Origin of the sequence: Pandoraea sputorum (genome assembly GCF_000814845.2) — a bacterium.
GTDB classification, from domain to species: Bacteria; Pseudomonadota; Gammaproteobacteria; order Burkholderiales; family Burkholderiaceae; genus Pandoraea; species Pandoraea sputorum.
This window is the reverse complement of record NZ_CP010431.2, coordinates 5,157,422-5,171,524: the sequence shown is the minus strand read 5'-3', so window position 1 is coordinate 5,171,524 and position 14,103 is coordinate 5,157,422. Positions and strand designations below refer to the sequence as shown.

Here is a 14,103-nt window from a genome sequence, read left to right as displayed (position 1 = left end):
CGATGTTCAGCCTTCGACGTCCTTGCCCAGACCGTCCCAGCTTGAGGCGACGGGCGGCGCAATCCCGAACAGATCGATCACACGCGCGACGGTGTCGTCGACCATCGCATCGAGCGATGCCGGGCGGTTGTAGAACGCAGGCAGAGGCGGGTACACGATGCCGCCCATTTCGGTGACGGCCGTCATATTGCGCAGATGCGCGAGGTTGAAGGGCGTCTCACGCACCATCAATACCAGACGGCGGCGTTCCTTCAGGGTGACGTCGGCGGCGCGGGCGATCAGATTGTCGGACAGTCCGTGGGCGACACTCGCGAGCGTCTTCATCGAGCAGGGCGCGACGACCATACCGGCGGTGGCAAACGATCCGCTGGCGATGTTCGCGCCGATCTCGCGCACGCTGTGGTACTGATCGGCGAGTGCCTGCACGTCCGAGCGTTCCAGCCCGAGTTCATGGCGCAGCGTGAGCCAGCCAGCACTCGAGACCATCAGATGCGTTTCGACGCCGCCCATCGCACGCAGGCGTTCGAGCAGGCGCACACCGTACACCGCGCCCGTCGCGCCGGTAATGGCGACGATCAGACGCGAAGGTGCGGACGTTCGGGCGGCACCCGTCGATGAGGTCGATGGGGTCATCGACTATATCGGTCGGAGAGATCCGGCGCGCAGGCGACTAAGACGACTTAGGCGACTTAGGCGAGCTCGGCGATGATCTGCTTGAGTTCGCCGCTCTGGTACATCTCCATCATGATGTCCGAGCCGCCGATGAATTCGCCCTTGATGTAGAGCTGCGGAATCGTCGGCCAGTTGGCGAAGTCCTTCACGCCCTGACGGATTTCGTCGTCTTGCAGCACGTCGACCGTGAACAGGTCGTTGACTTCGCATGCCTTCAGGATTTGCACGGCACGGCCCGAAAAGCCGCACATCGGGAATTGTGCGTTGCCCTTCATGAAAAGAACGACGGGGTGCTCGGAGACGATTTGCTGGATACGTTGCTGGGTGGTCATGTTCGGAAGCCCGTGGGGATGCCGGAAAGTCGGCGTATCCGGCATTTTAGCGGTTTTCCGCGTCGCCCGTCGGCGTCCCCTCAGGGGCGGCGTCCGCCGGTCGTGCGCTCGATGTCCGCGAGGTCGCGTTCAGAGCCCACGTCCGTGAAACCCGCCGCCGTGCAAAGCGCCCGGACATCCGCGGCCTGATGATAGCCGTGCTCGCACAGCAGCCAGCTATCGGGTAGCAGCCGGGACGGCGCGCCCGCCACGATGACGCGCAGGGCGGCGAGGCCGTCGGCGTGATCGGTCAGGGCGTCCACCGGCTCGAAGCGCAGGTCGCCCTGCGAGAGGTGTTCGTCACCCGACACGATGTAGGGCGGATTGGAGACGATGAGGTCGAACGGGGCCTCGTCAGCGGGCAGTGCGTTATACCAATCGCTCGCCAGAAACCGGACGCGGCCCTCCAGCCCGAGTTGCCGGGCGTTTTCACGGGCGACATCGAGTGCGCCGGCAGAACGGTCCAGCGCTGTGACGCGCGCATCGGGACGGCTATGGGCGATAGCCAGTGCAATTGCGCCGCTGCCGGTACCGAGATCGAGCACGCGAGGCATCTGGCGTCCTTCGATGCGCGCTAGCGCCAGCTCCACGAGCAGTTCCGTTTCCGGCCGGGGAATGAGGACCGATGGGCTGACATTGAGCGTCAGCCCGAAGAATTCCCGCGTGCCGGTGAGATAGGCGATGGGCTCGCCCGCCACGCGACGCGCATGCAAGGCCCGATAGACGGCGACCGTCTCGGGCGCGAGTGGCTCGCGGTCGCGGGTAATCAGTTGAGTACGGCTCCAGCCGAGCACGTGCGAGAGCAGAATGCGCGACTCCATGGGCGGCAGGCCCGGCTCGCGCAGCAGCGTAGCGACGGTGGCCACCCCGACGGGGGCGGCGCTGCCGTCCTGCGCGTTCTGCCCGCCCGGCGACATCAGGCCGCCTCGCCCAGCGATGCGAGCAGTTCCGCCTGATGCTCGGTCACCAGTGCGTTGATCATCTCGTCGAGATCGCCGTCCATGATGTATTCGAGCTTGTAGAGCGTGAGGTTGATGCGGTGATCCGTCATCCGCCCCTGCGGAAAGTTATACGTGCGAATGCGCTCGGAGCGGTCGCCCGAGCCGATCAGGCTCTTGCGGGTGGCGGCTTCCTTGGCTTGCTGGGCGCGCAGTTGCGCATCTTTGATGCGCGCGGCGAGCACCTTGAGCGCCTTGTCCTTGTTGCGGTGTTGCGAGCGGTCGTCCTGACACTCCACGACGATGCCCGTCGGCAAGTGCGTGATGCGCACGGCCGAATCCGTCTTGTTGACGTGCTGACCGCCTGCGCCTGACGCACGGAACGTATCGATGCGAATGTCGGCCGGATTGATTTCGACGTCGGCGACATCGTCCGCTTCCGGCATCACAGCCACGGTGCAGGCGGACGTGTGAATGCGCCCCTGCGTTTCGGTGGCGGGCACGCGCTGCACGCGATGACCGCCCGACTCGAACTTCAGGCGCGAGTAAGCGCCCTGACCGACGAGCCGTACGATGACTTCCTTATACCCGCCCAGATCCGATTCGCTCGCCGACATGATTTCGACCTGCCAGCGCTGACGCTCCGCGTAGCGCGAGTACATGCGCAGCAGATCGCCCGCGAACAACGCCGATTCGTCGCCGCCGGTGCCCGCGCGGATTTCGAGATAGATATTGCGGTCGTCGTTGGGATCGCGCGGCAGCAGCATGCGTTGCAGCGTGCCTTCCAGATCTTCCATGCGAGCGCGGGCGTTCGTGGCTTCGTCTTCGGCGAACTCGCGCATCTCCGGATCGGACGCCATTTCCTGCGCGGCCGCCACATCGCCCAGCGCCTGACGGTACTGCTGATATTGCGCGACGACGGGCGCCAGCTCGGCGTGTTCGCGCGTGAGCTTGCGGTAGTTGTCCAGGTCGCGGGTAACGTCGCCCTGGCTCAATAGGCCATCAAGCTCGACCAGACGTTGCGTCAACTGGTCGAGCTTGGCTTGCATGCTCGCTTTCATCTATTTGTCGGCGGATCCCGAGGTGCGGAACAGTTCGGGAATGAGGTGAAGGATTTGCTCGCGCGAATCGCCGCGCGCCGTATTGAGCGCGTGCGTCGGGCCGTGCAGGAATTTCTTGGTGAGGGACTGGGACAGGGCTTCGAGCACGGCGGCAGGGTCGTCGCCACGCGCGAGCATGCGCTGGGCACGCTCAAGTTCGGCCACACGCATGGCCTCGGCAGTACCGTGGATATCGCGAATGACCGGCACGACGCTGCGCGCGTCGAGCCATTGCATGAAGTTCTGCACGCGCGTCTCGATGATCGCTTCGGCTTGCGCAACGGCCGCCTGACGCAGCGCGTTGCCTTCGCGCACGACTGCACCGAGATCGTCGACGGTGTACAGGAAAACGTCGGCCAGACGACCGACTTCCGGTTCGATGTCGCGCGGCACGGCCAGATCGACCATGAACATCGGCTTGTGCTTACGGGCCTTGATGGCGCGCTCGACAGCGCCCAGCCCGATCAGCGGCAACGTACTTGCCGTGCACGACACGACGATGTCGAATTCGTGCAGACGTTGCGGCAACTCCGACAGACGGATCGCGGTGCCGCCCAGACGCTCGGCGAGCTTCTCGCCGCGTTCGGCCGTCCGGTTAGCGATGTACAGGGCTTTTGGATTTTGTGCGGCGAAGTGCGTGGCGCACAGGTCGATCATCTCGCCCGCACCGATGAACAGCACCTTCTGCGTGCTGATGCTCTCGAAAATACGTTGCGCGAGACGCACCGCCGCAGCGGCCATCGACACCGAATGCGCGCCGATCTCGGTCTGGCCACGGACTTCCTTAGCCACCGCGAACGTGCGCTGGAAAAGCTGGTTCAGATACGTGCCCAGCGCACCGGCCTCGGCGGCGGTGCGCACGGCGTCCTTCAACTGCCCGAGAATCTGCGTCTCGCCCAGCACCATCGAGTCCAGACCGCTGGCCACGCGAAAGGCGTGACGCACGGCGTCGGACTGGGGCAGGGCGTACAGATGGGGGGCGAGGTCGCCGGCGGGAATATTGTGGAACTGGGACAGCCAGTGCACCGCACGCTCACGCGCTGCGGCATCGTCCGTCACGCAATAGATCTCGGTGCGGTTGCACGTCGACAGGATGGCGGCCTCGGGCGCGCTCAACTTGCCGCTGCCGGTCCACAGACTCTTGAGGCCCGCCAGCGCCGGCTCGATCCGCTCGAACGGAAACGCCACCCGTTCGCGCAGCGAGACGGGCGCCGTGTGGTGGTTCAGGCCGAGAGCGAGCAGTTGCATGGTGTGGGGGATCTGATAGCCCCTGATTATAGCGCGTCGACGCGATGCCCGTTTCATTGGCCCCGCGTGCCCGCACATTGGGACAGCGTGCCCCATCATCGCGCAGCCGCCGGGTTTTGACAAATAGTCATCCCTTATACCCGGCATAGCGAAGGCCCGCGCCAGGACGGTGGTCGGGCGAATTTCGCTTGATATATCAGAGGTCGAGGTTGGTCGGCGGGTTAGCGCCGTCCGCTTCACATATTGGGTGTGGGTCTTCGGAAATCGGGTCTATACTGCGTTCGGGTTCCCGTCCTTGGAGATTCGTCATGGGCATCATCGGCACTATCGTGGTCGGTCTGGTCGTCGGTCTCATTGCACGCGCCCTGCACCCCGGGCGGGACAGCATGGGCATCATCATGACGATCATCCTCGGCATCGCGGGCGCACTGCTCGCCAAGTATGTCGGTCAGTTTCTCCACTTGTATTCGGAAGGCCAGTCTGCAGGCTGGATCGCTTCGATCATCGGCGCGATCGTGCTGCTGGCGATCTATGGCGTGATCAAGCGCAATCGCGGCACGGCGTAACCGCCATCCGCCCGATGCGTCGTCGGGCGGCAATTCTCATTCGGTGATAATTCGGTGCGCTTTGTGCCGCCCCCCTGGTTGCGACCCCTGCGACCATAAGCCGCAAGTCCGCATCGGATTTCGGGACGGCGCATGTCGCTCCACGGCAACGAGGCGAATCGCGGCGGGGTGATGTGCGGCTGATGTGCAGCTGATGGGCGTCGTACGTGTTTTGCCGCATTCGGCTATGCTTGTCGCCATCGCCAGGCCCAAGTCGTCTTGACTACGCGTGCGGCATCGCCGCCACGTTCGATCCCCGTCTTCCGCCATCTGGCAGTGGCTGCTTCACCCGACATGGGTGTCGCGCCTTTCTCGCAAGTTGTTACGCCGTATCCCCCACTTCAAAAAACACATGTCTGCGACACGCAATTCCGTGCGGCCATTGATTGTGGCTTCCGTCATGGCGGCGACCTCGATGGTTGCCATCGAAGCCACGATCATCTCGACGGCCATGCCGCAAATCGTGGCTCAACTCGGTGGCCTGAATCTCTATAGCTGGGTTTTCTCCGCCTTCCTTCTCGCGCAAACGGCCATGACCGTGGTGTTCGGCAAGCTTGCCGACATCTACGGACGCAAGCCGGTCATTCTCGTGGGCATCGCCGTATTTCTCGTCGCCTCGTTGGGCGGCGGTTTCGCCTGGTCGATGCCTGCGATGATCGCGTTCCGCCTGTTGCAGGGCGTGGGCGCGGCGTGTATTCAGCCGGTCAGTCTGGTGATCATTGCCGACTACTACCCGATCAGCGAGCGCGGCAAAGTGCAGGGCTATCTGGCGAGTGTGTGGGCCATCTCGGCGGTGCTCGGCCCGATGCTGGGCGGTCTCATCATTCGCGATATGTCGTGGTCGTGGATCTTCTGGCTCAACATTCCGATCGGCTTGCTGGCCGCGGCGGGTTTCATCGCGTATCTGCACGAAGACGCACCGCGTCAGCGTCCGAGCATCGATTACATGGGTGCTGTGTTCTTCACAATTGCCGTCGCGGGCCTGATGATCGCGTTGACGGACGCCAATGCCTTCACTGACACGCACGTCTGGGGCGGTGTGCTGACCTGCGTCCTGGCGTCGCTGCTGTTCGTCTGGCAGGAGCGTCGCGCGAAAGATCCGATGATCTCGTTCGCATTGTGGAGCCGTCGTCCGATTGCCGCGGCCAATGCGGCGACGCTGCTCTCGGGCATGGTGCTGATGGGCCTGACGACCTTCCTGCCGATGTACGCGCAGGGCGTATTGCGTCAGACGCCGGTCGTCGCCGGTATGGCCCTCACGATGATCATGGTCGGCTGGCCGATCGGCTCGACGATTGCGGCGAAGACGTTCACGCGCTTCGGCCTGCGTCGCGTGCTGGTCGGCGGCAGCCTGCTCATGCCGGTCGGCGGCCTTGTCTTCGCGTTGCTCGGACCGAGCAGCTCACCGATGCTCGCCGGTTTTGGCTCGTTGATCATGGGCTTCTCGATGGGCACGGGCAGCGTGAGCGCGCTGGTGCTGATTCAGGAACTGGTCGGTCCCTCGGAGCGTGGCAGCGCCACGGCGTCGAACATCTTCTCGCGTAACCTCGGCAGCACGCTCGGCGCAACGCTCTTCGGCGCCGTGCTCAACTTCGGCCTCACGCATTCGAGCGGGCTGGCACCGGTGACGTCGGACCAACTGCGTCACGTGCTGGAAGATCGCGGCGTGTCGTCGCTGGCGGATCAGGCGATTCGCGCGGTGCTGCAACACTCGCTGCACCTGACGTTCCTGTCGATCCTCGCGATCTCGATTGGCGTGATGCTGCTGTTCATGCTGGTGCCGACGAACGCCGTTGATAGCACGCGAGGCACGAAGCGCGACAAACCGGAGTTCGTGCCAGGCGGCCATTGAGCCGAACGGCGAAACTCTGTCACGACAGTTCTCGAAACAGCCGGTGGGGCGTACCTACCGGCTGTTTTGTTTCCGACGATGCAACTGGCTCACATCATCAGTGAGACGTCTCGGGCACGAGATGCAGACGCGATTCCGTTGCTGCTTCCACCGCCTCGCGTGAGTACGGCAGCTTGAAGTACTCGCCATCGAGCCACTTCTGTGCCAGATCGCGATAGTGCGGGCTGTCGGGGTTGCCCGATTCGCCCGGCAAGTTCATCGCACGCGTGTTGTCCCAGTTCCCCACGTCGACCACGATCCGGAACGACGGCCCGTTTGTCTGACGGAAATCGCTCACGCGATATGTCGACTGATTCGGCGTGAACGGACTGCCACCCTTCGGCAACGGCCCGACATTCAGCTTGGCGCGCATGTCGGCGTCCACGGCGTCGGCGAGCGGGTGAGCGTTCAGGTTCGTCTGGAGCTTGCCCCACTGCCATGCGCCAGGATCCGTTCCTTGCAGCTTGACCATCTCGTCCCACGCATCGCCAAGGCTCGCGAGCAGCACAGCATCGCGTTTGGCTGCAGCGTTCTCGCCAAAGCGAGCGGCCGGTTGTTCGAGCGCATCGAGCATCGATGCCGGGTCGGGCGCACCGAAGGTGTCGGCGGCGCTCTTGGGCAGCACCGCGTTCTTATACGCGCGACCCAGATGACGGCTGAACCAGACCTCTTCGAGCGCGGCCTGCGCCGATTCCGCGCCCATGTGCGCGTCCCATCCCTTCAGGAGCTTGAGCGCCGAAGACGTGCGCGGATCGTTGCTCGAAAGCGGTGCGAGCAATGCCATCAGACGCCGCGCCGGAATCGACACGATGTCGTTCTGCAACTGCTCCGAATCCTCCAGCGAGACCTTGTCCTTCGCCTTCAGTACTTCGTCGATGCGCGCATGCCGTGAGCCGTTCGTCCACTCGAAGCCGAGCTTGCGCTGCGCGTAGGGATAGCCTGCGGGCATGTTCATTTCGTTGGACGTTGTGAAGTACCCACTTGCCGGGTTGTAGGCGGACGGCAATTGATCGCGACGCCAGAAACCAGCCCACTCATAGCGCCCGTCGCCGGGCACGGGCATGAGGCCATCCCAGTTCGGGCGGATCGGTGCCATGCCGCTGGGTACCCATCCGATGTTGCCCGAGGCATCCGCATAGACCTGATTGACGGTCGGTGCGCCCCACGTGTCGAGCGCCGTCTGAAACTGGGCGTAGGTTTTCGCGCGCATGTAGCGCATGGCGTCGAAGTACGGCGACATGCCCGGTTCCAGCCACGCGGTGCGCACGGCATAAGCGCGATGCTTCGCCGCGTCCACATAAATCACCGGGCCGTGCTTCGTGAACTTGAGGTCGGTCTGAACCGGTGCGCCGTCGCGAACTTCAATCGTCTCGTGCTCCGTGCGCATCGGCACCCACTTGCCGCGGTAACGGTACTGATCGGGATTGGCCGGATTGAGTTCGTAGACGTACAGATCTTCCTGATCGATGTTGAAGATCGTGAGGCCGAAGGCGATGGTGCCGTTGTGACCGATGGCGACGCCCGGAATCGCAGGCTCGCCCGCGCCGATCAGGTTCAGTGTGGGCGTGCTGACCTGCACGATGTAGCGCAGACTCGGCGCGGCATAAGCGCGGTGCGGATCGTTGGCCATGATGGCGCGTCCCGTGGCCGACTTCTGCGGGGAGACGACCCAGTTGTTGCTGCCTTCCGCCGATTCGGTCGAGACGTCGTAAGGACCGTTCTCGGCGAGCTGGACGATGTCGGCGTTGGCGTGTTGCAACGAATCCCTGGTGATCTTCACACCCTGCGTGGCAAGGTCGAAGACCTTGAGCAGGTCGTCCGGCAGACAGGGGTCGAGGCCGTCAGGCACCTGCGTCTTCCACGCCGGTTGCAGGCCGACGCGCACGCTGTCCGCGTCGAGCGATGCGCGGCACGCGACCTTGGCACGTGCCACTTCGCTCTTGAGGTTGCGTGTGAGACCGTGACTACGAATGCGCACGATGTCCTCGGCCGACCATTTGGCGGGCCAGTAGCCGACCTTGCGGAATTCGTACGGCATCTGATCGGGATTCCGCGCGAGCCAGTCGATGTAGGCGTTCACCCCGGCGGCGAACGCTTGCGCCGCCGGCTTTGCGTCGGGGCCGTAGCGACGCCACTCCGTCGCCATATCGCCCCGGTAGACGAAGCGTCTCGCCGCATCGTCCTGCGCCACGTAGGCGCGGCCGAACACTTCGGAGAGTTGACCGAGCCCGCGGCGGCGCCAGAGGTCGATCTGAAACAGACGATCGCGTGCGGCATTGAAACCTTGCACGAAGAAGCCGTCGCGCTCGTTGGCGGCGAAGATGTGCGGCACACCGTTGTGATCGATCAGAATGTCGGCGGGTTGCGACAGTCCGGCAACGGTCAGCGTTTGCGAGGAAGGTGAGGCGGATGATGCCGTAGTATCGGCAGCATGCAGGGACGCGCTCCACGTCGTGACGGCAAAGGCCAGCGCACCGGCGGCGTGAATGGCATTGGGGCGTTGCATTGTCTTCCTCCTGTTATGGGACGGCTTCTTGTTGTTGCGACATCGTCTGCGTAATACCTCGCAATCCTAGACGTCTCATTCAGGCACGCAACCCAAATGCAGAAGAAATGGCATAAATTCTTAATCGTCCAACCCTGACGGGCGCATGCGCCGATGTTGCAGTGCAAACTATTGGTAACCCGATACGCTTGCGCCGGTATCGTCAGGCGAACCGCTTTCGTCGTCTTTCTCAATGAGTCAGTCCCGATGCCGGATTTACGTCAGACATCTTCCGACAGGCACGCGCCCACGACGCGCGCCCAACGCTGGCGTGCGTCGTCTTTCATGCGCACGCTGCTCGTGCCGCTGATGCGTTTCGGGGTCTCGGGGGTGATTTCGACGGCGGTGCATGTGATCGTGGCGATCACGCTCATCGAAGTGTTCGGTGCCGGTTCGGTGCCTGCGAATGCCGTGGCGTTCTGCGTGGCGACGCCGTGCTCCTATCTGCTCAACACGCTATGGAGCTTCTCCGCGCGCGTGCATCGCACGAGCCTCGCGCGATTTCTACCGGTGTCGATCTTCGGCCTGCTGCTCACGACATGCGTCGCACGAACGGTCGAGCACCTTGGCGGGAACCACTGGATCGGGATCGCGGCCGTGGTGCTGATTGTGCCGCCGACGACTTTCCTGCTTCACCGTTATTGGACCTATCGAGACGCGTGAGCTTGTCGATGGTCTTGCCCGCTACATGTCGCTCGCCCGTGCGCGCGGGCAGGTGACTGACCTTGACGCTGGACTGATAGCGTCGCCGCACGAGATAGAGCGGCCGTCCCTTCGATTCGTAATAGATGCGTCCCACGTATTCGCCGATCACGCCGATGCCGACCAACTGAATGCCGCCGAGAAACAAAATGCCGACAAGCAACGACGCGTAGCCCGGCACGTCAATGCCGTGCAGCAACGTGCGAATCACGATGTAGCTGCCGTACGCGAGCGACATCAATGCCAGCGAGACGCCGATATACGTCCAGCATCGCAACGGCACCGTGCTGAAGCTGGTAATGCCTTCGAGCGCGAAATTCCACAGCCGCCATCCGGAGAACTTTGACTCACCCGCCGCGCGAGGATCGCGCACGTACTCCACGATTTCCGTGTGAAAGCCGACCCATGCGAACAGTCCTTTCATGAAGCGTCGGCGCTCGGGCAGTCGCTTGATGGCGGTCACGACGCGCCGGTCCATCAACCGGAAGTCGCCCACGTTCTCAGGCAACTTTACTTCCGATAGCCTGTTATGAACGCGGTAGTACAACCCCGCCGCCATGCGTTTGGCGACCGTATCGCTCGCGCGATTGGTCCGCTTGGCGAGCACGACCTCAGCGCCGTCGCGCCAGCGTTCGATCATTACCGGGATCAGGGCGGGCGGGTCCTGAAGATCGGCGTCGATGGGAATGACGGCATCGCCTTGTGCTTCGTCGATGCCTGCGCTCAGGGCCGCTTCCTTACCGAAGTTGCGCGTGAAGTCGATGATGCGGATGCGTGCGTCGGCGCGCCGCAAAGCAAGCAGGCAACTGAGCGTGTCGTCGGTGCTGCCGTCGTTCACGCACACGATCTCGAAGCGTGCGTTGGGCATGCTGTCGAGGACGGCGGAAACGGCCCGGTAGAACTTGTCGAGCGCGGGGGCTTCGTTGTGGCACGGCACGACGAGCGAGATGAGTGGCGTGCCTGATGCGCCTGATGGCCCGCGATGCGAGGTCGGCGAGCGGGAGAGGTCGTTACGGGGAGCGATGGCGCGGGGCATGGCGATTACCTCGTGAACGCTGGCGTGGTGTCCGGGCGGGGTGCGCGGGCGGTGGCGGGGCGGTCGTCTCCCAACGTTTTCGCGTCGTCGGCCTGGTGGATGTCGGGTGCATGGGCGAGGTGGGCCAGGTGACGGCGGCGTCGCCACAGCATCGCGAGCGTGCCTAGCGTGATGAACGGCAGGAACTGGAAGCCAATCTGCAACGAGCCGAGCAGGCCGAGCGCGGGCGTGATCCACAGCAGCACGAGCCACTCTCGCTCGCCACGCAGCCAGCCGCGCGCGATGCCGTCGCGAACGTACCACGCGATGACGAGCGCGAGCAGCGTGAGGTCGTAGTCGTAGAGGTAAGGACTGACGAGCGTCGTTGCGCACACGAGCGTTGCCGCGCGCAGGGCAAAGACCCCCGGACGCCGCCAGAAGTCGATCAGCACCGCGATGGCGCACAACGCCATTACGCCATGCACGATAGCCGCCACTTCGACGGACGCGCCGAGCATCCGCGCCGTGATGAAGAACGTCGGCACGCGCGCGATCTGCGCCGTCCCGTTGACGATGCTCTGCCGCGCGAACTCCGAGGCGTGCAGGAACGTCGCGTAGACATCGATGCCGAAGACTGCGGCGGCCAATACCGTCGTGCCGATCACCGTCGCAACGCATGCGCCCAGCGCGCGCCACTCGCGGGCGCAGAGGAACGCCAGCGGGAAGAGCAGGGCGACGTGCGGTTTGACGAAGAGCAGGCCCGAGAACACCCCGGCCCACACCGGGCGTTTGCGCAGCATGACCAGAGAGAAGCCCGCGAGTGCGGTGGTGTAGAGCGCGATTTGTCCGGCGATGATCACCAGCAGCACGCCGGGGAAGCCGAGGACGGGCAAGCGCGCGCCCGGCCACGGGGCGGTGCGTCGCAATGCGGCGTAGTAGAGCCCGAGGCCGACGCAGGCGTACAACGTGTAAGCGTAGGTGAACGGCAGCAGCGCGATCGGTGCGAGGAACACCATCATGACCGGCGGGTAAAGCCACGGAAGGACGCCGCCGATTTTGTCCGCCCAGGGTTGCTCGGCAATCTGCACCTGCGTCATCAGACCGACGTTATAGGCGTCGAGCGCATGTCCTTGCAGCACGAAGTGCGACGCGCCCCAGAACGGCAGGAAGTCGAGCCCGATGGGGCTGATGGTCGGGGTCGCACTCCATGCATACCGGTATCCCCAGATGCCGAGCACGGCGAGCGCAAGCACGATGGCCGCCACGCTGTACAGACGAATGCGCGCCGGGTCTTCCGACCAGTGGCGGCGCGCGCGTGGCGCACAGGGTACGACGTTAGCGACGGCGGACGGCTTCGATGTCATGCAAGGTCCTCCCCCTGGCTGTATGAAACGGCGTTGCTCTTATTGCGCTTCTACGATTTATTGATATTAGACGAGCCGTTCTCCGAAAGGATCAATGCGCACTAACCTGAGTAGCCAGCGTACGTCCGATGGTATCCCGCGGGGGATATCGCAAACCATCGTTTGAAATAAAACCTCGGAATGTTAGGACTCGAAGAGGTGAATCAGGCCGATGGTTTGCCACCACGGCGCAGTGAGTGGCACGACGGTGACGAGGGAGACAGCGGCGGTCGCCAGACAATAGCGTGTGGCCTCTCGAATGCCGATGCCCGCCAGCGCCATCGCCAGCACAAGGGGCGGCGCTTGATAGGGCAGCGCGATGGTGGAGATGCCGACGGTCTGTGCGAGCAGCACGGCCTTAACGCTCAACGGTGCACCCAGCGCGAGCGCCGGGACGAGGGGGGTGTAGAGCGCCGGTGCTGCGTTTGAGGTGACCAGAAACGTCAGCGCAATCGACAGCGCAACCAGTATCAGGAAGGCAGGCATTGTCGACGTCTGCGCCAGATCGAGTCGCGCCAACGCCGGTCGTAAAGCACTGGCCAGTCCGGCATGATCGACGGCTGCCGTCAGTCCGATGATCGCCGCGACGAACCACAGCGGAGCGAGTTTGACCTGTTTGAGGAAGGCGTCCGGGTGCACCAGTCGCAGCGGTCCGAGGCACAGGAGTGCCACGCCAAGACCCACCCAGCCCGCCGCGATGTGATGCCACGGCTCGGCGAGCCACAGCACGAGCATCAACGTGAGTGCACCGAGCAGGCGCTTTTCGTCGGGGCGCATCGATGTGTGCGCCACGATTGAAGCGTCCGACCGCTCGCTGCCGAGCATCGTCAGACGGTCCGGGAAGAGGTGTTTCGCGACGATCACGAGTACGACGCCTCGCACGATGGCCAACGTGGGCACTAACGCCACGGCGTACTCGCCGTAGCCGAGACGCAGACCGAGCACGGTTTCGGCCGTGCCCGCCATGACGAGGTTGGGCAGGTTGGCCGGAAGGATCGCTGTCGACAACTCGCAACTGGCGAGCGCGGTGGCGAGCATCAGGCCGGTGCGTCCCGGGCGACCTTGCACGAGGCCGACGCGGTCGCAAAAGCTCAGCACGATGGGCGTAAGAATGGCGATGCGCCCCAGCGTCGAGGGCATGACGATGCCGAGCGCGAACGCGATGCCCACGAACCCTGCGAGCGCGAGACCGTACGCGTGACCGCAGTGATCGGCCAGCCGGGAGGCGACCCGTTCGCCGAGCCCCGTGACGCTCAGCGCCATGCCGATGACCGCACCGCTGAAGACCAGCCAGAACGCGCTGGATGTGAAACCCGAGAAGACGACGGTCGGGCCGAGCGAGGTGCACGTGGCCAGCAGGAGCATCAACAGAAGCGAGACGAGGAAGTCCGGTAACCAGCCCGTCGCCCAGTAGCTCAGGCAGAGCAGAACGACGACGGCCACGGCGAGCGTGTCGCCACGCAACCCGGCGACGTACAGTGCGAACCCGGCGGACGCACTGATCGACGCCAGCAATCCATGTCGCCAGAGGTGGCTGGGGTGAAAAGCATCCGATGCGGAGGCTGTGGCGGAAGTCATGGATGTCACCTTTCGTCTAATAATATATAATTTGC

General features: G+C 64.0%; 11 protein-coding genes and 1 pseudogene. 3 read left to right on the top strand and 9 right to left on the bottom strand.

Going from position 1 to position 14,103, the window contains the following annotated elements; translation table 11 throughout:
* Window positions 1–6 precede the first annotated feature (6 nt).
* The 5 genes from NA29_RS22815 to hemA all read right to left on the bottom strand — a co-directional run bounded on the left by NA29_RS22815 (window position 7) and on the right by hemA (window position 4,329).
* Window positions 7–633 (bottom strand): UbiX family flavin prenyltransferase, encoded by a 627-nt coding sequence (locus tag NA29_RS22815; RefSeq protein ID WP_039393446.1) that lies wholly within the window; start codon window positions 631–633, stop codon window positions 7–9.
* Between the two features lie 56 nt (window positions 634–689).
* Window positions 690–1,004, bottom strand: a complete 315-nt coding sequence (gene grxD / locus NA29_RS22810) for a Grx4 family monothiol glutaredoxin (RefSeq protein WP_039393444.1) — start codon at window positions 1,002–1,004, stop codon at window positions 690–692.
* Window positions 1,005–1,084: 80 nt separating this feature from the next.
* Window positions 1,085–1,960 carry a peptide chain release factor N(5)-glutamine methyltransferase gene (gene prmC, locus NA29_RS22805; protein WP_039393442.1) on the bottom strand — a complete coding sequence of 292 codons (876 nt, stop codon included), beginning with the start codon at window positions 1,958–1,960 and terminating at the stop codon, window positions 1,085–1,087.
* Window positions 1,960–3,042 (bottom strand): peptide chain release factor 1, encoded by a 1,083-nt coding sequence (gene prfA, locus NA29_RS22800; protein ID WP_039393440.1) that lies wholly within the window; start codon window positions 3,040–3,042, stop codon window positions 1,960–1,962. Before prfA ends, prmC begins: the two co-directional genes overlap by 1 nt.
* Window positions 3,043–4,329, bottom strand: a complete 1,287-nt coding sequence (hemA, locus tag NA29_RS22795) for a glutamyl-tRNA reductase (protein ID WP_039393438.1) — start codon at window positions 4,327–4,329, stop codon at window positions 3,043–3,045.
* Between the two features lie 308 nt (window positions 4,330–4,637).
* Here hemA and NA29_RS22790 point away from each other — a divergent pair, with 308 nt between their 5' ends.
* Both NA29_RS22790 and NA29_RS22785 read left to right on the top strand, forming a co-directional pair.
* A complete protein-coding gene (locus NA29_RS22790) occupies window positions 4,638–4,895 on the top strand; it encodes a GlsB/YeaQ/YmgE family stress response membrane protein (protein WP_039393436.1) in 258 nt (85 codons plus the stop codon).
* 391 nt (window positions 4,896–5,286) lie between these two features.
* Entirely contained in the window at window positions 5,287–6,786 is a 1,500-nt protein-coding gene (locus NA29_RS22785) for an MDR family MFS transporter (RefSeq protein WP_052252333.1), read from the top strand.
* A gap of 97 nt (window positions 6,787–6,883) precedes the next feature.
* On the opposite strand, the gene NA29_RS22780 is transcribed toward NA29_RS22785, so the two are convergent.
* The gene (locus NA29_RS22780; RefSeq protein WP_084104066.1) at window positions 6,884–9,331 is read right to left on the bottom strand and encodes a penicillin acylase family protein; all 2,448 of its coding nucleotides are present in this window, start codon (window positions 9,329–9,331) and stop codon (window positions 6,884–6,886) included.
* Between the two features lie 246 nt (window positions 9,332–9,577).
* On the opposite strand from NA29_RS22780, the gene NA29_RS22775 reads away from it, so the two are divergent.
* Entirely contained in the window at window positions 9,578–10,033 is a 456-nt protein-coding gene (locus NA29_RS22775; RefSeq protein WP_224786875.1) for a GtrA family protein, read from the top strand.
* A 19-nt stretch (window positions 10,034–10,052) separates the two neighbouring features.
* On the opposite strand, the pseudogene NA29_RS22770 reads toward NA29_RS22775, so the two are convergent.
* The 3 genes and pseudogenes from NA29_RS22770 to NA29_RS22760 all read right to left on the bottom strand — a co-directional run.
* Window positions 10,053–11,108: pseudogene (locus NA29_RS22770) on the bottom strand (glycosyltransferase family 2 protein); the annotation flags it as partial.
* A 5-nt stretch (window positions 11,109–11,113) separates the two neighbouring features.
* Window positions 11,114–12,451 carry a glycosyltransferase family 87 protein gene (locus NA29_RS22765; protein ID WP_052252332.1) on the bottom strand — a complete coding sequence of 446 codons (1,338 nt, stop codon included), beginning with the start codon at window positions 12,449–12,451 and terminating at the stop codon, window positions 11,114–11,116.
* Between the two features lie 183 nt (window positions 12,452–12,634).
* On the bottom strand, window positions 12,635–14,068 hold the full coding sequence (locus NA29_RS22760; RefSeq protein ID WP_084104060.1) for an SLC13 family permease: 1,434 nt from the start codon (window positions 14,066–14,068) through the stop codon (window positions 12,635–12,637).
* Between the last annotated feature and the right edge of the window lie 35 nt (window positions 14,069–14,103).